The following is an 18,052-nucleotide window of genomic DNA, read 5'->3' as shown; positions in this document are numbered from 1 at the left end:
ACGCATTACAGTGGGCGGATGCGTGGTCGATCCCGAATCCTGCTCTCCGCCGCCGTGACAGCCGCCGCGATGGCACTGCCCGCCCTCCCCGCCGCGACCGCCGAGCCCACCGCGAATGCCGGTGAGTGCGCGCAGCTCCGGGTCGTCACCGTGCGCGGCACCCTCGAACCGCAGTCGGGCAGCCTGCTGCTCACTCCCCTGGGCAAGCGGATCGCCCAGGAGTCCGGCCGCACCGCCACGGTCGCCGAGCTGGAGTACCCCGCCTCGATGAATCCCGACAGCAGCGTGCGCGGTGTCGAGAACCTCACCGCGCTGCTCAACGACACCGCCGCCGCCTGCCCCGAACAGCAGCTCGTCCTGCTCGGGTACTCGCAGGGCGCCCGCGTCATCGGCAACACCCTCGCCGACCGCGCCGCGCTCACCGACCGGGCAGCCGCCCGCATCGACGCCGTCGCCCTGTTCGGCAGCCCCCTGCACAACGGCGCCGAGCCCTACAACCGCGGCACCGCCGACCCCGCCCTCTCCGGCACCGGTCCCCTGCCCACCGGCGCCCTCGCCGAATTCGCCGACCGCCTGCACGACTACTGCAGCAGCGGCGACCGTGTGTGCGCGGGCGGTGACCCCGCCGCCGGTTTCGGCAATGCCCTGAGCTACGGCCACTTCCTGTACTTCGTCAACGGCAACCGCGACGAGGCCGCCGCGTTCGTGGCCGAACAGCTGCGCTGACCCCCGCCGATCAACGCGCGAGGGTGAGCACCGCCAGTTCCGCCGGGTCGGCCGTCGAGCCCACCCTGGTGGCCGCGCGGAAAGCGGTGTCGCCGAGCCGTTCCCGCACCGACTGTTCGATTCTGAGCGCGTCGGGGTGGGAAAGGTCGGGGAGGCCACGGATGGTGGTGCTCGCGGCGAGCAGGTGGGCGGCGCGTTCCGGCTCGTCGTGGCGGAGGGTCAGATCGGCCAGGCCGACGAGGACGGTGGCCAGCAAGGGTGCGTGGCCTGCCGTCGTGGCGGCGGTGTAGGCGGTGGCGTGGTGGGCGCGTGCTGAGGTGAGGTCCTCGGCGAGGTAGCCGAGCAGGGTGTGCGTCATCGCCTGGTGGACCGGCTCGTCGGCGTCGGGGCCGAGGAGCGTGCAAGCAAGGGCGATCTGCTCGTGGGCCAGGGCGGGGTCGTCGGTCCAGCGGGCGAGTTCGGCACGGGCGAGGGCGACTTCGGCGCGGGCGGTCGGCCAGCCGTTCTGGTCGGCCAGGCGCTGGGCGTCGGCGAGCGCGGCCGCGCTCGCATCGTGGTCGCCGAGCAGGTGGTACAGCTGTGCCTGCCGGGCGCGCATGCCGACCGCGTCCTCGTCGGCGCCGACCTCGGTGACCACCGCCACCGCTTCGTCGAAAAGGGCGATGGCGTAGTCGAATTCGCCGCGCTGGGCGGTTCGGTTCGCCAGTTCGGTGAGCGCGAAGGACATGCCCCAGCGTTCACCGATCGCGCGGAATTCGTCCAGTGCCGCGGCGAGGTACTCGTCGGGTTCGGGGCCGTCGTGGCCGAGCACGGTGCGGAGTTTGCCCAGTTGCAGGCGTGCCAGGGCGCGCACCCAGGGATCGTCGTCGGTCAGCAGGGCTTCGAAGGCGGGCAGGAATTCCGCGGGTCCGTCGAGCATGCGTTCCAGGGCGACGGTGAAGCGCAGCGCCGGATGCGGGTTCGCGGTGTCGCGACCGAAGCGCCGCGCGGCGCGGATCCATTGCGCGACCTGCTGTTCGTCCTTGCGGCCCGAGCTCGCGAAATGCACGATCAGCCCGTAGACCAGCGCCCTGGTCTCGTCGTCGACCTCACCGGGCAGTTCCGCGGCCGCGACGACCAGGTCGGCGCCCTCGCCCTTGTGACCGGCCAGCCACCAGTACCAGCCGGCCGCCGCGGCCAGCCGCATGGCGCCGGGCGCGTCACCGGCGGCGAGCGCGCCGCGCAGGGCGGTCGTGATGTTGTCGTGTTCGGCGGCGAGCACCGCGAGCCACTCGAGCTGGTCGGCGCGGCGCAGGTGGGGTTCGGCGGTGGCGGCCAGGGTGGTGAGGTGGTCGAGGTGCGCGCGGCGGGCGCTCTCGGTGTCGCCGGATTCGGCGAGCCGGTCGGCAGCGTAGCGCTTGATGGTCTCGAGCAGGCGGAACCGTGGGCTGCCGTCGGTGGTGGCCTGCAGCAGAGACTTCTCGGTGAGGGCGGTGAGCAGCTCGAGCACCTCCCACGGTTCGACGTCCCCGCCCGCGCAGACCTGTTCGGCTGCTTCCAGACTCGCGCCGCCGGAGAACACCGCGAGCCTGCGCAGCACCTGCCGTTCGGGCTCGCCGAGCAGTTCCCAGCTCCAGTCGACCACCGCGCGCAGGGTGCGGTGCTGGGCGATGGCGGTGCGGCTGCCGCCGGTGAGCAGCCGGAACCGGTCGTCGAGGCGGTGCGCCAGCTGGTCGAGGGACAGGGTGCGCAGCCGGGCCGCGGCCAGCTCGATGGCCAGCGGGATCCCGTCGAGCGCCCGGCAGATCCGTGCCATGACCGCCAGGCTCTCCGGGTCGCCGGGCAGATCCGGGCGGACCGCCCCGGCCCGGTCGCGCAGCAACTCGACCGCCGGGGAGGATTCGATCTGCTCGACCGCCGCGCCCGGGGCGGGCAGGCCCAGCGGCTCGACCTGCCACAGCGCCTCCCCGGTGATGCCCAGGGGTTCGCGGCTCGTCGCGAGGATCCGCACCCGGGTGCATGCGCCGAGCACGCGGTGCGCGAAGGCCGCCGCCGATTCGACGACGTGTTCGCAGTTGTCCAGGACGAGCAGGGTTTCGCGGTCGCGCAGTGCCGCGATCAGCCGGTCCATCGGGTCGGCGTGCGCTGGACTGCCGAGCAGGGCGTCGCGCAGGCCCAGTGTGGCGAGCGCCTGGTGGGCCGGGTCGGTGCCGCCGGTGGTGCCCGCCAGTTCGATCAGCCAGACACCGTCGGGCAGGTCACCGAGCACGGTGCGCGCGGATTCCACCGCGAGCCGGGTCTTGCCCGAGCCGCCGGGCCCGGTCAGGGTCGTGAGCCGGTGGGCGGCGAGGAGTTCGCGGACCACGGCGATCTCGGTGTGTTTGCCGACGAAACTGGTCAGTTCGGCGCGCAGGTTGGTGGGCGGTTCGTCGCGCGCCCCGACTTCGCCGCGCAGCAGCGCGACGTGCAGCGCGGAGAGTTCCGGGGTGGGGTCGGCGCCGAGTTCGTCGGCGAGTTCTTCGCGGAGGCGCTGGTAGACGGTCAGTGCCTCGGCGCCCCGGCCCGCGGCGGCCAGTGCCCGCATGAGCGAACCGGCGAGCCGTTCCCGCAGGGGGTGGCGGGCGAGCAGGTCGGTCAGTTCGGTGACGAGTTCCGGGCCGCGACCCAGCCGGATCTCGGCTTCGTACAGGTCTTCCAGCGCCGCCAGGCGCAGTCCCTCGAAGCGGGCGATCACCGGGACGGCGGCGTCGCCGAGATCCGGCAGGGGCGCGCCGCGCCACAGCCCCATGGCCTCGCGCAGCAGTCGCGTCCGTTCGGTGTCGTCGGCGCCGCGTGCCCGCTCCAGGAGCCGTTCGAAGCGCACGGCGTCGACGGCGTCGGGGTCCACCAGCAGGCGGTAGCCGCCCGCGGGCGCGTCGAGGGAGCCCGCGGGCAGCACGCGACGTACTCGGGAGACCAACGCCTGCAAGGCATTCGCGGCGTCGGCGGGGGGCTGTTCGCCCCAGATCCAGTCGACCAGCGTGGTCTTCGGGACGGCCCGGCCGGGGTCGAGGGCGAGCGCGGTCACCAGGGCCCGCAGGCGGGCGCCCGGCACTTCCGTGGATCCACCGTCGTCCGTGCGGACTTCCAACGGTCCGAGCATCCCGATCTGCACGCGCCCATTGTGCCCGGCCCGCCCGCTGATCCGTCGGCCGACATCGTGTCGGCACGGGCGTCAGCGCGGTGTCAGGGACATATCAGCCGCAGGGGTGACAGTGGTTCCCGTACCGAACATCCAGCACCGAGGAGCACACCGTGACCACCTTCCCGACCCCGCGGCCCGTCGCCGTCACCGTCGAACTGCTGTCCGGCGACCTCACCGTCGTCGCCACCGACCGCACCGACAGCGTGGTGATCGTCCGGCCCGCCGACCCGTCCGCCAAGGCCGACGTGCGCGCCGCCGACAACACCACGGTCGACTACACCGACGGTGTCCTGCGCGTCACCACCCCCAAATCGTGGCGCACCAACACCCCGTTCGGCGGCAACCCGACCATCGCCGTGCACATCGAGGTGCCCGCCGGCTCCACGCTGACCAGCACCACCGGCGTCGGACAGGTACTGGCCACGGGCGACATCGGTCGCTGCGATCTGACGGTGTCCCTGGGTGACATCACGATCGACCGTCCGGCGGAGTCGGTGACCGCGAAGACCGCCAAGGGCGATGTCCGGATCGGCGAAGCGACCCGGGGCGAACTACGTCTGGAGACCTCCGTCGGCGAGCTCGAGGTGGGTATCCATCCCGGCAGTGCCGTCCGGCTGGAGACCACCGCGCTGCTGGGCACCATCCGGAATCGGATGGGGCCGATCGCGGAGTCCGGTGCCACGGAGACCGTCGCGGTGTACGCGCGGAACTCCCTGGGCGACATCGTCATCCGGCACACCACCACCGCCTGACCCGGTTGTCTCAGCGTACGGTGACCACACGGTTGTGCCGACCGGTGGCACCGTCGGGGAACGGGGTGACGCGGGCCTCGGTCTGGACGGCGCCGGTGCCGTCGACGGCGCGCACGCGCAGCGTGTGGGTGCCGGGCGGGGCGTCCCAGATCCAGGTCCACTGCCGCCAGGTGTCGAGGGAGTAGGCGGTGGCGAGCGTGGCGGGCCGCCAGGGACCGTCGTCGACCTGGACTTCCACGCCGGTGATCCCGCGGCCCTGCGCCCAGGCGACTCCGGCGACCGTCACCGGTCCGGCGGGCAGGGTCGCGAAGGCGGCCGGGACGTCGATCCGGGACGCGGTCTTGATGGGTGCCCGTGGGGCCCAGCCGCGTTCGGTCCAGTACGCGCGGGCCCGATCGAAGCGGGTGACCTCCAGGTCGACCACCCATTTGGTGGCCGAGACGTATCCGTAGAGGCCGGGCACGACCATCCGCGCCGGATAGCCGTGGGCGACGGGCAGGGCGGCACCGTTCATGGCGACGGCGAGCAGGGCGTCCGGGTTGCCGAGTACCGCGTCGAGCGGGGTGCCCGCGGTGAAGCCGTCCACGCTGCGCGACAGGATCATGTCGGCCTCAGAGGACGGTCCCGCGTCGGCGAGCAGGTCGGTGAGCCGGTAGCCGGTCCAGGTCGCCGTGCCCGCCAGATCGCCGCCGACCTCGTTCGACACGCACGTCAGGGTGATCGTGGCCGCGACGGCGGGGCGGGCACGCAGGTCCTCGAAGTCGAGTTCGAGCTCGCGGTCCACCATGCCGTGGATGCGCAACCGCCACTGTGCCCTGGTCAGCGCGGGCAGTTGCAGCGCGGTGTCGATGCGGTAGAACTCGTCGGCCGGGGTGACGAAACGGGTCAGCCCCGAGACCGGGAGATCCATCTCCGGCAGCACCGGCGGGGCGGGATCGGCGACGGGCGGGAGCACGAAGGCCGCCCGGTCGGCGGTGATGTCGCGCAGGCGGCTGCCGAGGAATCGGCCCGCCGCGCCCGCGGCCGCCGCACCGGCCGCGACACCGGCCACGGCGAGCAGGAAGGTGCGCCGGGCCGGGCCCTCGCCCGACGGGTGATCGGCCGGTGCACGGAAGAGCAGCCAGAGCGCGGCGGCGCCCGCCACGGCACCCACCAGCGAGGGAATCGCGAAACCCGGGGTCGCGGAGGGCCGCAGCAGCGCCAGCACGGCCACCGCGACACCGAGCCCGGCCAGGATGCCCGCCCCGAGCGCCGGGCTGCGGCGCGCGAGCTGGCCGATGAGCGCGGCCGCCAGCACCATGACCACCGCCATCGTGATGGCCAGCGCCAGTTTGTCGTTGGTGCCGAACCAGCGGATCGCATTGTCCTTCAACCACTTCGGGGTGTGGTCGATGACCGTCGCGCCCAGGACGTAGAACGGGGAGGCGTTCGGGTCCACCAGCGCGGCCACGAGGTGGCCCACGCCGAGCACCGTCGCCGCGGCGGCCGTCGCGGCGACCGCGGCTCCGGTGCGACCCGGTGTGCGAACCATGCTGTCACTCCTGTTTTCTCGGGGTGCCGGCATGGCCCGTCACGGGACGGGTCAGCCGACCACCATGCTGACGATCGGGGAGGTGGTCGGTCCCGGCGAGCCACCGGCCGGTTCGACTGTGACCGCGAGGGTGTCGGTGCCGGCGACCGGGGTGACGACCGAGGTCCGGCCGTCCATGAGCGCCACCGATCGCGGGGTGCCGTCGTCGGGGATCAGCCACAGCTGGTAGGCGCGGTCGGCGGGCAGCGTGGGCATGTCACCCAGCGAGACCGCCGCGGCACCCAGCGCGGTGGACTGGTGCACCGTCATCTCACCGCCACCGGTCATGGGCACCGAGGACGACCGGCTGTCGGGTTCCTCGAGCACCTGCTGCGCGGTGAGGGTCTCGGGTTTGTCACCGGTCCGGTCGATCACCACCGCGATCCCGGCCCCGGCCCCCACGGCGATGATGGCGGCGGCGGCCACCGTCAGCCAGCGCAGGCGCCACCGGCTGTCGCGGCGGATCAGCGGACGGACCTGCGGGTCGAGCCGGTCCAGCGCCTGCATCAGGGCCGCTTCGAGCCGGGCCGGTGGGGGCACCGAGTCGACCACGGTCAGCGAGGCGAGCGTTTCCTGGATGCGGCACACGGCGGTGTGGAACTGTTCGGCCTCCTCGGGGCCTGCCGCCTCGAGCCGGTCGTCGACGGCGCGGCGCTGCTGCGGGTCGAGTGCGTCCAGGGCGTACGGGTAGGCGTCGTCGAGCCAGGACCAGGGGGTCTGCCGATCTGTCTCGCTCATCGGGTGTTTCCTCCGGTCAAGCAGTTCTCTAGTCGTTTCAAGCCGTCCCTGATCCGGCTCTTCACCGTCGGCAGCGGCACGTCCAGGGTCTCGGAGACCTCGGAGTAGGTGCGGCCGCTGTAGTAGGCCAGGGCGACCGCTTCGCGTTGCAGCTCGGTCATGGTGTGCAGGCAGTCCAGGACCGATTGCTCGTCGAGGCGCTGGGTGACCGCCTCGGCCACGCTGTCGTGGTCGCGCCCCAGGTGGGCGTGCCCGAACACCAGGTCACGGGTGGTGGCCGACTGTTCGGCGCGCACCCGGTCGACCGCGCGGCGGTGGGTGAGCATCATCAGCCAGCCGATGGGGCTGGCCTTGCCGGGGTCGTAGCCGGCGGCCAGCGACCAGACCTGCAGGAACACCTCCTGCGTGACGTCCTCGGCGGCGCCGTGATTGCGCACCACCCGTAACGCGAGCCCGAACACACGCGGGCTGGTCGCGCGATAGAACTCGGCGAAGGCGGTCCGGTCCCGGTCGGCGACCCGGCCCAGCAACCCCACCAGCTCGGCTTGCACGGCATGGTCGCGGGGCCCCGCTGGACAGGCGGGTGCCGGATCGACCGCACGCAAACGGATCGGTGCGGTGCCCGGCCGGTCGGTCATCGTGTCGTCCCTGACGTCGGCATGAGAGGGATTTCGGCCTGCTCCCAGGCCCGGATGGGTGCCGCCGGGGAATTTCTTCCCCGGCGTTCCCGCCCTCGGCGCCGCGATGGTCCGCGTCACGACGCGGGCGGCATGAGCACGCTGTCGATCATGTAGACGGTGGCGTTGGCGGTGCGGACACCGCCGCAGATCACGTTCGCCTCGCCGACCTTCAGTGTGTCACCGGATCCGGTGACCGTCACGTCGGCGCCCTCGACGGTCTTGTGGGTGCCGGGGATGTCGGCGGGCGCGATCTGGTTCGGCACCACGTGGTAGGTGAGGATCTTCGTCAGAGTGGCCGAATCGGTCTTCAGCGATTCGATGGTGGCCGGGTCGATCTTCGCGAACGCCGAGTCGACGGGCGCGAACACGGTGAACTCGCCACCGTTGAGGGTGTCGACCAGGTTGACCTCGGGGTTGAGCTGGCCCGAGACGGCCGCCACGAGCGTGGTGAGCATCGGGTTGTTGGAGGCGGCGACCGTCACCGGGTCCTGGGCCATGCCGCTGACCGAGCCGGGTCCGCTGGGCACCTGGGCGGCGTATTCCGCGCACCCGGCGCCGACGAGCCCGGCGGCGGCGTCGCCGGTGGTGGGTGCCGAGGTCATCGGCATCGAGGTCATCGAGGCGGAGGAGGTGGTCGAGGTGGTGGAGTCGTCGTCGGAACAGGCGGCGGCGCCGAGCACCGAGCCGAGAAGCGCTGCCGCCAGGAGAGTACTGCGCAGGGTTCGCATGGTTTTTCCGTCACTTCCGTACTGGCGGCGAAGCGCCGCGGCGAGGGGATGTCACGGAGTTCGGCCAGCCCACCACACCGGATGGCTCGCAGCCGACGATTCGTCGGAGATCAGTCCGACGGTGGGCCGAACCAGCGCACGAGCTGCTCGTTCAGGGATTGCTGGTCGTCCCCGATCCAGGCGACGTGCCCGTCGGGGCGCAGCAGCACGGCCGGGGCGTCCAGGGCGGCGGTGGGTTCGGTGAGCAGGTCGACGCGGCCGGACCATCCGTCGACCGACAGGCCCGCGGTGCGGTCGAGGACGGTGCCGCGGCCGTGGCGCAGCCGGTCGAACAGGCTGCCCTCGCCCAGGGCGAGGTCGGGCAGCCGGCGGCCGAGCAGGTCGGGGCCGGGGCCGAGGTCGTAGCGGATGTCGACGGCGGTGATCTTGTCGATCAGGCGGCGGTTCACCGCGTCGATGTCCATCAGCTCGGTGAGCAGTGCGCGCACGGCCCGCGCGCCCGGTTCGGTGGACAGCAGTTCGGTCTGGGCGCGGGTGTTGTCCAGAACGGCGGCGGCCACGGGATGCCGTTCGGTTTCGTAGGTGTCGAGCAGGGTGTCGGAGACCGACCCGTGGACCCGGGCGGCCAGTTTCCAGCCGAGATTCACCGCGTCCTGGACGCCCAGGTTCAGGCCCTGGCCGCCGATGGGCGGGTGGATGTGGGCCGCGTCGCCCGCCAGCAGCACCCGGCCGACCCGGTACCGGTCGGCGAGGCGGGTGGCGTCGCCGAACCGCGACAGCCAGCGCGGGGAGTGCACGCCGAAATCGGTTCCCGCGTGGGCACGTAGTTGCCGTTGGAAGTCCGCCAGGGTGGGCGGTTGCGCGCGGTCCTCGTCGACGCCCTCGGCGGGAACGATGACGCTGTAGATCCCCTCGCCGAAGGGCCGCAGCGTGACGCGACGCGTGGTGCGGCCCAGCTCGGCCATGGCGGCGCTGATCTCCTCGGGCGCCACGCCCACTTCCAGCTCGCCCATCAGGGTGTCGTTGCGGGCGGGTTCGCCGGGGAACCCGACACCGAGCAGCCTGCGCACCGTGCTGCGGGCGCCGTCACAGCCGACGAGGTACCGGGTGCGCACCCGCTGCCCGTCGGCGAGCTCGACGGTCACCCCGTCCTCGTCCTGTTCGAATCCGGCCACCGCGCATCCGCGCCGGACCTCCGCGCCCAGCGCGAGCGCGTGTTCGGTGAGCACCTCATCGATCACCGGCTGCGGAATCCCCAGCAGGTACGCGTCTTCCAGCCCCGCGGGCGCGGGTGCGGGAATCCCGGCGAAGATGCCCCCGACCGGCCGTCGCCGCCCCCGGGCGACCAGCCGCTCCAGCAGCCCACGCATCGCCATCAGCTCGAGGCTGCGTACGTGCAGGCTGACGATCCGGGTCGACGGTCCGGGCCCGGTCTCCTTCTCCACCACGAGCACCCGCACCCCGTGCAACCGCAGCTCGGCCGCCAGCATCGCCCCGGTCGGCCCGCCTCCGGCAATGACCACCTCGAACATGAATCACCCGTCCGCTCGTTCAGCATCCGGGTTTGCGCAGGTCCCGGCCTCGGCCGCCCAGTGTGCGGTACCGCGGGACGCCGCCGCAAGCGATATTCCGGCGGCGAGCCTCAGGTGCCCTGGGGGACGATCACGCTGTCGGGGCCGGGAAACATGAGACCTTCGTGGCCGTCTTCGAAGCGCACCACATAGGGTGGCGCGCCGTCGCTTCCGCGGATTTCGACGATCTCCCCGGTCTGATCCGTCCGGCCGACCGTGCGGCCGTGCACCACGAGCCGATCGCCAACATTGGCGTGCATCGAGCAACCTCCCTCTCACCGGCGAACAGTGTCTGTATCGGTCGAGCAGTCACCTTGCGCCAACCAGTATGAGGCGCGGCCGGGTGCCGTGGGTGCTGGATTCGGAATCGGTTCGTCCCCTCCCTGACCACTCCGATCACCCTGGTCAAGCACGCCGCGTTCGCCGAGCGGATGTGGTTCCAGCGCACCCTCGGGCGGCTCGCCGACCGCGACTGCGACGGACCGCTCTGGGAACACGGCGGATTCCACGTCGACGACACCGAGACCGTCGACGAGGTCATCGCGGAATTCGAGCGCGCGAGCGCGAGATCCCGCGCGGTCGCGGCGGCTGTCCCCCTCGACGCCCTCCGCGAACATCCGCGCGTGGGCGTGGTCAGCGTGCGCTGGATCTACGTGTTCATGACCGCCGAATTCGCCCGCCACGCCGGCCACGGCGACATCCTGCGCGAGCAGATCACCGCGGCCGGCTGACCCCGGTTCTCAGACCGGACGGTGCCGCATGTCGGGCTTGCGCAGGTGCCTGCCGTGGGTGGCCGTGTCGTCGGGGACGACCACCTGTTCCTCGACCACACGCTCACCACCGGTGCTCGTGATCGCCTCCCGGCGGGCGAAGGCGATATCGCGTGCGCTGCGCACCGACAGCCGGCCCAGGGAACTCGCGGCGAAGAACACGATCAGCGCGCCCAGCCCGTAGAAGAACGTCAGGTTCAGCAGGGCGCGTTTGAAATCGCCCGTGGCGACGGGGGTGCCCACGTCACCGAGACGGAACAGGTCGGCCAGGAACGGGCCGATCACGAACCAGGCCCCGGCGGCCACCGCGAGCCAGCCACCGAAACCGGCCACCACCCGGTTCCTGCTCATCAGCATGAGCAGCCCGCCCACGATCGCGACCACACCCGGCAGTACCTCGAGCCAGCCACGCGCCGAGGTCCACACCCAGGGGTCGTCGGGGGTGAAGGCGAAATCGAAGTACGGACCGATGAAGGGGATGAGAGCGCCCCACAGTCCCAGCAGCAGGACCACCAGACCGCCCACCGCGCCCCGGCTGCGCGGGATGCGCAGCCGCCCGCCCCGGTCGTCCGGGACCTTCTCGTCGATGTAGCTCATGATGCCTCCGATCATCGACAACAGCGATGTGTGGCTGATACCCCCTGCGCACCCGGCTACGCAGCCCCTGGACAGCCGAAAGCCCGGGCCGCCGGGATTCGGCGGGCCCGGGCTCGGCGGGGGTCAGCGCAGGTCGAACCGGTCGTTGTCGGCGACCTGGACCCAGGCGGTGACGAAGTCGCGCACGAACCGTTCGCGCGCGTCGGTCTGGGCATACACCTCGGACACGGCCCGCAGCTGGGAGTGCGAGCCGAAGAGCAGGTCGTTGGTGGTGCCGGTCCAGCGCACCCGGCCGGTGCGGCGGTCCACGCCCTCGAAGAGGTTGTCGACGGACTCCGACGGCTTCCATTCGATCGTCCGGTCGAGCAGGTTGACGAAGAAGTCGTTGGTCAGCACGCCGGGACGATCCGTGAACACGCCGTAGTCGCTGTCGCCGTGGGTGACGCCCAGGGCGCGCAGGCCGCCGAGCAGCACCGTCATCTGGGGCGCGGTGAGGTCGAGCAGGTAGGCGCGGTCGAGCAGCAGCCGCTCGAGCGGGGCCTTCTCACCGGTGCGCACGTAGTTGCGGAACCCGTCGGCGCGCGGTTCGAGCACGGCGAAGCTGTCCACGTCGGTGTCGTCCTGGGTGGCGTCGGTGCGGCCCGGGTGGAACGGCACGGTGACGTCCACGCCCGCGTCCGCCGCCGCCTTCTCGACCGCGGCCGATCCCGCGAGCACGATCAGGTCGGCCAGCGACACCTGCTTGCCCCCGGACCCGAACTCCCGCTGGATCCGCTCGAGCACCGACAGCACCTGCGCCAGCTCGGCCGGTTCGTTGACCTCCCAGCTGCGCTGCGGCTCCAGCCGCACCCGGGCGCCGTTGGCCCCACCCCGCTTGTCGGTGCTGCGGAAGCTCGCCGCCGACGCCCACGCGGTCTTGACCAGCTGGGTGACCGACAGCCCGGATTCCAGCACGGACTTCTTCAGCGCCGCGATGTCCTGATCGTCGATCAGCGGATGCTCGACGGCGGGCACCGGGTCCTGCCACAGCTGCGGTTCGGGCACCCACGGTCCGAGATAGCGGCTGATCGGGCCCATGTCGCGGTGCAGGAGTTTGTACCAGGCCTTGGCGAAGGCCTCGGCCAGTTCCTCGGGATGGTCGAGCCAGCGGCGGGTGATCGGCCCGTAGATCGGGTCCTCGCGCAGTGACAGGTCGGTGGTCAGCATGGTCGGTGTGCGGGCTGGCCCGTCGAAGGGGTCGGGGATCAGCCCTTCGCCCGCACCGTCTTTCGGCTTCCACTGCCAGGCACCGGCCGGGCTCTGGGTGAGTTCCCAGTCGAAGCCGTACAGGTTCTGCAGGAATCCGTTGCTCCACCGGGTGGGGGTCGCCGTCCAGACCACCTCGAGACCACTGGTGATGGCGTCCTTGCCCTTGCCCGTGCCGTAGGCGCTCTTCCAGCCCAGGCCCTGCTGCTCGAGCGGGGCGGCCTCGGGTTCGGGACCGACCAGCGAGGCGTCCCCCGCGCCGTGGGTCTTGCCGAAACTGTGGCCGCCGACGATGAGCGCGGCGGTCTCCTCGTCGTTCATCGCCATCCGGCCGAACGTCTCGCGGATGTCGCGGGCCGCGGCCACCGGGTCCGGGCGGCCGTTGGGCCCTTCCGGATTCACGTAGATCAGGCCCATCTGGACCGCGCCGAGCGGGCCGGACAGTTCGCGGTCACCGCTGTAGCGCTCGTCGCCGAGCCAGGTGTCCTCCGGCCCCCAGAAGACCTCCTCGGGCTCCCAGATGTCGGGGCGGCCGAAACCGAATCCGAAGGTCTGGAAACCCATTTCCTCGAGTGCCACATTGCCGGCGAAGACCAGCAGGTCGGCCCAGGAGATCTTGTTGCCGTGCTTCTGCTTGACCGGCCAGAGCAGGCGGCGGGCCTTGTCGAGATTGGCGTTGTCGGGCCAGCTGTTGAGTGGCGCGAAGCGCTGGGCGCCCTGGCCGCCACCGCCGCGGCCGTCCGCGATGCGGTAGGTGCCGGCCGCGTGCCAGCTCATTCTGATGAACAGGCCGCCGTAGTTGCCGTAGTCGGCGGGCCACCAGTCCTGCGAATCGGTGAGCACGGCCGCGACATCGGCCTTCAGCTCCTCGACATCGAGCCGGGCGAATTCCGTGGCGTAGTCGAAGTCCTCGCCCAGCGGATTGGATTTCGACGAGTGCGCGTGCAGGACCGAGACGTCGATCTGCTCGGGCCACCAGTCCTCGATGGTGCGGGGGCGGCGGTCGGGCTGCGGGGTCGGCGCGGGGATCGCCGGGTTCTCGCTCTCGCTGGTGCTCTGGGTGTGGGTGTCCGGATCGGGCGGTCGGCTGTCGGAGGTCACGATGGTCATTCCTTCCTGGACGGGTCGAGCGGGCTGTGAGCAGGGTCGTTGCCGGAAGCGGCGCACTCGGCGCACAGCCCCCAGTAGAGGACTTCGGCCTCGTCGATGACGAAGCCGCGGTCGTCGGCGGCGGTCAGGCAGGGTGCCGCGCCGACCTGGCAGTCGACATCGGCGATCGCCCCGCACGCACGGCAGACGAGGTGATGGTGGTTGTCACCGACGCGGGTCTCGTAGCGGGCCAGCAGGCCGCGGGGCTGGATACGGCGCAGCAGGCCCGCAGCGGTGAGGGTGTGCAGCGAGTCGTACACGGCCTGGCGCGAGACCGTGGCCAGCCGGGAACGCACCGCGCGCACGATCGCGTCGGTGTCGGTGTGCGGGTGCTCGTGCACCACGCTCAGCACCGCCACCCGCGGGGCTGTCACACGCAACGACGCATCCCGCAGCAACTGCTGGAATCCCACGTCCGAGGGCACGCTCGCAGTGTTCTCCGCATTCTGGAACGAGTCAAGGATGCCGCGGGTGCGGTCGGTGTCATCGGCGGCGGCGCGCATGCCAGACTGGCAGCGTGACCGGGCCGGTGAAGACGACCAATGAGACGCAGTCGAACGGAAAACCGCGGCGCGACCGCGGGGATGTGATCGGAGGGGGGTTGCTGTGGCTGGCCAAGTGGTCGCTGTGCATCGTCGCCATCGCGGCGGGCGCGTGGGTGCTCGGCTCGATCGTCGCCCGGTTCTGGGTGGTGCTGCTGCCCGTGGCGCTGGCGATCGTGGTGGCCACCGTGCTGTGGCCGCCGACCCGCTGGCTCACCCGCCACAAATTCCCCCCGGCACTGGCCGCGGCCGTCACGCTGCTCGGCTTCCTCGCGATCGTGGGTGGGGTCGTCGCGCTCATCGTGCCCTCGGTCGCTGATCAGGCGCCCGAACTGGCCGACAAGTCGACCGCCGGGGTCAACCAGGTCCGCGACTGGATCCAGGGACCGCCCTTGCAGATCCGCGACGAGCAGCTCGATTCGGCGGTCGACGCCATCGTGGACCGCCTGCAATCCAGCGGCACGCAGATCGCCAACGGTGTGTTCACCGGCGTCTCGACCGCGACCTCGATGCTGATCACCCTGTTCCTCGTCCTGGTGCTGGTGTTCTTCTTCCTCAAGGACGGCCCGCGCCTGCTGCCCTGGATGCACTCGGTGCTGGGCAGCGGCAGCGGCCGCCACATCGAGGCCGTGCTGGAACGGGTCTGGGCCACCCTCGGCGGATTCATCCGCACCCAGGCCGTCGTCAGCTTCGTCGACGCGGTCTGCATCGGCGCGGCGCTGTTCATCCTCGACGTGCCGCTGGCCATGGTGCTGTCGGTGATCACGTTCATCGGTGGTTTCGTGCCCATGGTCGGCGCGTTCGTCGCCGGTGCGCTCGCGGTGCTGGTGGCCCTGGTGGGCAACGGGTTCACCACCGCGATGATCGTGCTCGGCATCGTGATCGCGGTGCAGCAACTGGAAGGCAATGTGCTCCAGCCGGTCCTGCAGAGCCGGAGCATGGAACTGCACGCGGTGATCGTGCTGCTCGCGGTCACCGCGGGCGGCTCGCTCTACGGGATCACCGGCGCCTTCCTTGCGGTGCCGGTGGTGGCGATGATCGCGGTGGTCCTGCGCTATATCGGCGAGCAGATCGACGCCGTCACCGCCCCGCCGCTCGACCCGGTGACCGACGACCCGGACCCGGAGGTGAAGGCCCCCGCCTAGTTTCGACGGTGTCCAATTCGCGCGGGGCCGTACTCTGTTGGGGGCCTGCATGATTGGTGGCCGTAGCCCGTAGGATGGAGCCTGATGGACCACACGGACCCGTACCCCCGCCCTGTTCCGTTCACGGTGCCGAAGCTATTGGTGGGCTTAGGGTCGGCGCTGGTCGTCGCGGCGGCGATCGCCTCGTTCACCTTCACCTCCACCCTCGCCCGCGCGGCAGGCATCCCCGAACACCTCACCTGGCTGTGGCCGGTGGTGGTCGGGCTCACCGTGGCGCTGCTCGCCGGTACCTTCCTCACGCTGGTCGGTATCCGCGACGAGCGGGCCACCTCCCTGGTGCGGGTCTACGAGCTGTTGCTCGTCGCCGCCGTGCTGGCCAGCATCTGCGGCAACGTCCTGTCCATCTCGCGCGGTCCGATCGTGATGAGCACCCTCGAGATCGCCACCGTGGTCTCGGTGCCCCCGCTGTGCCTGATGGTGTGCGTCGGCAACTACCTGCTGCTCACGGCAGTCGTCCCGGTGCGCATCGTGGCCTCGGTCCGCGAGGACGACTGGCGGCTGCGAGCCCTGCGGGTCCCCACCGCGCCACCCCCACCCAAGGGCACCGACCCCACCCCGCAGGACAGCGCCGCGTGGTGGGACCAGTACCGCAGCGAGGCGAGAACCCCGTCACCGACGCCGACGCCCCGGCCGTAGGAACCGGCGACGCCTGTTTGCCACCACCGGTGCCGGGTACCGCGCTCTGTGTACGACACAACCGAATCCGGTCCCGCGGCCCCGCCGCGAACGGGCCGGGGAAGGAGTACCCGTGAGCACGGTAGCCGCAACTGTCGATGTGGACGTCCCGATCCGTACCGCCTACAACCAGTGGACCCAGTTCGAGACCTTCCCGCGGTTCATGGAGGGGGTGGAGCAGGTCGACCAGCTCGACGACCGGCACACCCACTGGCGCATCCACGTCGGTCCGTCGACACGGGAGTTCGACGCCACCATCACCGAACAGCATCCCGAGGAACGCGTCGCGTGGAAGTCCGACAGCGGCCCCGAACACGCCGGGGTCATCACCTTCCACCGTCTCGACGACACCCACACCCGGATCACCGCCCAGATGGAGGTCGACCCAGAGGGTTTCGTGGAGACCGTCGCCGACAAGCTCGGTGTGCTGCAGCATCGCGTGCACGGTGACATGAACCGCTTCAAGCAGTTCATCGAGAGCGAGGGCCACGAGACCGGCGCCTGGCGCGGCGACATCCCCCGTCCCGACGCCGGGATCTAGACGGCGGCATACGGCGGCGACCGGACTCCCGGTCGCCGCCGTCGTCATTCCCGGCTGTCGCGGCGGCTCGAAGCCACCGAGGTGCTGTTCGAGCAGGTCAGGCGGGAATGTCGGCGGGCTCGGCGAGATGCGCAGCGGCCCGGTGGGTTCGGCCGCGGACCGGGCGGCGACGCACCGGCCGCCACCCGCGCACGGCCTGGTCCGGGTGCAGGAAATCGTGCACGACGAGTGCCGCGTCCAGCTGCCACATGGTCGCGCTGTCGAGGATGTCGAGTCCGGTCAGTTCGGCGATCCGCTTGAGCCGGTGGTCGACGGTGTTGGCGTGGATGTAGAGGGTGCGGGCGGTGACACCGCGGTGCAGGCCCGACCGCAGATGGGTGCGCAGGGTGACGAGCAGGTCCGGGTGGGCGGCGACGGGGGCGATCAGATCCGCCAGCCGGTCGCGGCCGGGCCCGGAGCGGGTGAGCTGGTGTTCCAGCGCGTAGTCCGCGAAGGGATACATGCCGGGGGTGCCGTAGACGGTGTTCACCACCTCGAGCAGTTCGTGCGCCTGCCGCCGGGCGGCCACGATCTCCTCGCGCGCCGCCGCCAGCGAGACGACCGCGAGCGTGGAATCCTCGACGACAGCGCCGATCTCCCCCAGTACACCGGGTTCGGGCACCAGCATCGTCCCGCCGTGCCCGCCCAGCACCGCGGGCACCGGCCGACGGCACAACCGCGTGATCCACTGATGCAGTTCGGCGGGCGACACCGGCCCGAGCTCACCCGGCCCGGCCGACACGGCCAGCACCACGCACCGCTGCGGCACCGGCAGTCCGTGCCGGTGGCCGATCTCGGCGACACCGCGCTCGGCGAACAGCGCCCGCGCCAGTTCGCCCGGACCGCCCTGATCACGGTGATAGCCCGCGGTGTCGGCGAAACCGGCCGACACCGCGCTGGTCGCCGAGTGCACGGCCTCGATCAGGCGCTGGGTGTCGGGCCTGTCCCGCCCGGACACGTGGACCCGGAACACCGTGTGCACCAGCCGTTGCGCGAACTCGTAGGTCATCCCCGCGCAAGCCCACCGGGCCGCGAGCCGCTGGATGGTCTCGAGCCGGTTCGTGGTCGCCCGGTCGTCGGTCAGCAGTCCCAGGCACGCGGTGACCACCGAAGTGATCTCGTGCGCGGGCAGATTCGTGCCCGGCACCGTCTCGGTCAGGACGTCGACCACGCGGTCGACCGCTGTCGCGTTCTCCCCGGACGGCCTTGCCTTCGCCATTGCAGTCATTCATGGTGCTTTCGGTAGAGCCACCGCCGGTCGAGCGATATCCGTCGCTTCCGCCGGAGCAATATGGTGCACACACCAGGCGAAACGGTGGCGTGCACCAGTGTGCGTGACACTGTGTAACACTGTCACTGCA

The 18,052-nt window shown here is 71.3% G+C and carries 17 protein-coding genes; 6 read left to right on the top strand and 11 right to left on the bottom strand.

The window, feature by feature from the left end; translation table 11 throughout:
- The first annotated feature begins 18 nt into the window (after nt 1-18).
- Nucleotides 19-726, top strand: a complete 708-nt coding sequence (locus ACFC06_RS01120) for a cutinase family protein (protein ID WP_375926311.1) — start codon at nt 19-21, stop codon at nt 724-726.
- Nucleotides 727-736: 10 nt separating this feature from the next.
- On the opposite strand, the gene ACFC06_RS01115 is transcribed toward ACFC06_RS01120, so the two are convergent.
- Nucleotides 737-3,859, bottom strand: coding sequence for a BTAD domain-containing putative transcriptional regulator (locus tag ACFC06_RS01115; protein ID WP_375926308.1), 3,123 nt, complete (start codon nt 3,857-3,859; stop codon nt 737-739).
- Nucleotides 3,860-3,999: 140 nt separating this feature from the next.
- On the opposite strand from ACFC06_RS01115, the gene ACFC06_RS01110 reads away from it, so the two are divergent.
- Nucleotides 4,000-4,641: a hypothetical protein gene (locus tag ACFC06_RS01110; protein WP_375926305.1), complete on the top strand. Its 642-nt coding sequence runs from the start codon at nt 4,000-4,002 to the stop codon at nt 4,639-4,641.
- A 10-nt stretch (nt 4,642-4,651) separates the two neighbouring features.
- On the opposite strand, the gene ACFC06_RS01105 is transcribed toward ACFC06_RS01110, so the two are convergent.
- From ACFC06_RS01105 to ACFC06_RS01080, 6 genes are all read right to left on the bottom strand, one after another.
- Nucleotides 4,652-6,172, bottom strand: coding sequence for a molybdopterin-dependent oxidoreductase (locus ACFC06_RS01105; RefSeq protein ID WP_375926302.1), 1,521 nt, complete (start codon nt 6,170-6,172; stop codon nt 4,652-4,654).
- Nucleotides 6,173-6,223: 51 nt separating this feature from the next.
- The gene (locus tag ACFC06_RS01100; protein WP_375926299.1) at nt 6,224-6,949 is read right to left on the bottom strand and encodes an anti-sigma factor domain-containing protein; all 726 of its coding nucleotides are present in this window, start codon (nt 6,947-6,949) and stop codon (nt 6,224-6,226) included.
- Entirely contained in the window at nt 6,946-7,587 is a 642-nt protein-coding gene (gene sigK, locus ACFC06_RS01095; protein ID WP_375926296.1) for an ECF RNA polymerase sigma factor SigK, read from the bottom strand. Before sigK ends, ACFC06_RS01100 begins: the two co-directional genes overlap by 4 nt.
- 116 nt (nt 7,588-7,703) lie before the next feature.
- Nucleotides 7,704-8,357: a fasciclin domain-containing protein gene (locus tag ACFC06_RS01090; RefSeq protein ID WP_375926293.1), complete on the bottom strand. Its 654-nt coding sequence runs from the start codon at nt 8,355-8,357 to the stop codon at nt 7,704-7,706.
- 110 nt (nt 8,358-8,467) lie between these two features.
- Nucleotides 8,468-9,889 (bottom strand): FAD-dependent monooxygenase, encoded by a 1,422-nt coding sequence (locus ACFC06_RS01085; protein WP_375926290.1) that lies wholly within the window; start codon nt 9,887-9,889, stop codon nt 8,468-8,470.
- A 110-nt stretch (nt 9,890-9,999) separates the two neighbouring features.
- Complete coding sequence (locus ACFC06_RS01080) at nt 10,000-10,188, bottom strand: DUF1918 domain-containing protein (protein ID WP_375926288.1); 189 nt, start codon at nt 10,186-10,188, stop codon at nt 10,000-10,002.
- Nucleotides 10,189-10,287: 99 nt separating this feature from the next.
- Here ACFC06_RS01080 and ACFC06_RS01075 point away from each other — a divergent pair, with 99 nt between their 5' ends.
- On the top strand, nt 10,288-10,659 hold the full coding sequence (locus ACFC06_RS01075; protein ID WP_375935117.1) for a DUF664 domain-containing protein: 372 nt from the start codon (nt 10,288-10,290) through the stop codon (nt 10,657-10,659).
- A 9-nt stretch (nt 10,660-10,668) separates the two neighbouring features.
- Here ACFC06_RS01075 and ACFC06_RS01070 read toward each other — a convergent pair whose 3' ends face one another.
- The 3 genes from ACFC06_RS01070 to ACFC06_RS01060 form a co-directional block, all read right to left on the bottom strand.
- The gene (locus tag ACFC06_RS01070) at nt 10,669-11,295 is read right to left on the bottom strand and encodes a hypothetical protein (protein WP_375926285.1); all 627 of its coding nucleotides are present in this window, start codon (nt 11,293-11,295) and stop codon (nt 10,669-10,671) included.
- A gap of 123 nt (nt 11,296-11,418) precedes the next feature.
- On the bottom strand, nt 11,419-13,650 hold the full coding sequence (katG, locus tag ACFC06_RS01065) for a catalase/peroxidase HPI (protein WP_375926282.1): 2,232 nt from the start codon (nt 13,648-13,650) through the stop codon (nt 11,419-11,421).
- Nucleotides 13,647-14,114, bottom strand: coding sequence for a Fur family transcriptional regulator (locus ACFC06_RS01060; protein WP_375926279.1), 468 nt, complete (start codon nt 14,112-14,114; stop codon nt 13,647-13,649). Before ACFC06_RS01060 ends, katG begins: the two co-directional genes overlap by 4 nt.
- 161 nt (nt 14,115-14,275) lie before the next feature.
- Between ACFC06_RS01060 and ACFC06_RS01055 the strand changes: the two genes are divergently transcribed.
- From ACFC06_RS01055 to ACFC06_RS01045, 3 genes are all read left to right on the top strand, one after another.
- The gene (locus ACFC06_RS01055; RefSeq protein WP_375926276.1) at nt 14,276-15,376 is read left to right on the top strand and encodes an AI-2E family transporter; all 1,101 of its coding nucleotides are present in this window, start codon (nt 14,276-14,278) and stop codon (nt 15,374-15,376) included.
- Nucleotides 15,377-15,517: 141 nt separating this feature from the next.
- A complete protein-coding gene (locus tag ACFC06_RS01050; RefSeq protein ID WP_375926273.1) occupies nt 15,518-16,072 on the top strand; it encodes a DUF2637 domain-containing protein in 555 nt (184 codons plus the stop codon).
- Between the two features lie 112 nt (nt 16,073-16,184).
- Nucleotides 16,185-16,652: an SRPBCC family protein gene (locus ACFC06_RS01045; protein WP_375926270.1), complete on the top strand. Its 468-nt coding sequence runs from the start codon at nt 16,185-16,187 to the stop codon at nt 16,650-16,652.
- Nucleotides 16,653-16,749: 97 nt separating this feature from the next.
- On the opposite strand, the gene ACFC06_RS01040 is transcribed toward ACFC06_RS01045, so the two are convergent.
- The gene (locus tag ACFC06_RS01040) at nt 16,750-17,919 is read right to left on the bottom strand and encodes a PucR family transcriptional regulator (protein WP_375926267.1); all 1,170 of its coding nucleotides are present in this window, start codon (nt 17,917-17,919) and stop codon (nt 16,750-16,752) included.
- Nucleotides 17,920-18,052 lie beyond the last annotated feature (133 nt).

Origin of the sequence: Nocardia sp. NPDC056064, from assembly GCF_042266925.1 — a bacterium.
In the GTDB taxonomy this organism is placed as follows: Bacteria; Actinomycetota; Actinomycetes; order Mycobacteriales; family Mycobacteriaceae; genus Nocardia.
The sequence above is the reverse complement of the archived record's forward strand: the minus strand, read 5'-3'. Positions and strand labels throughout refer to the sequence as shown.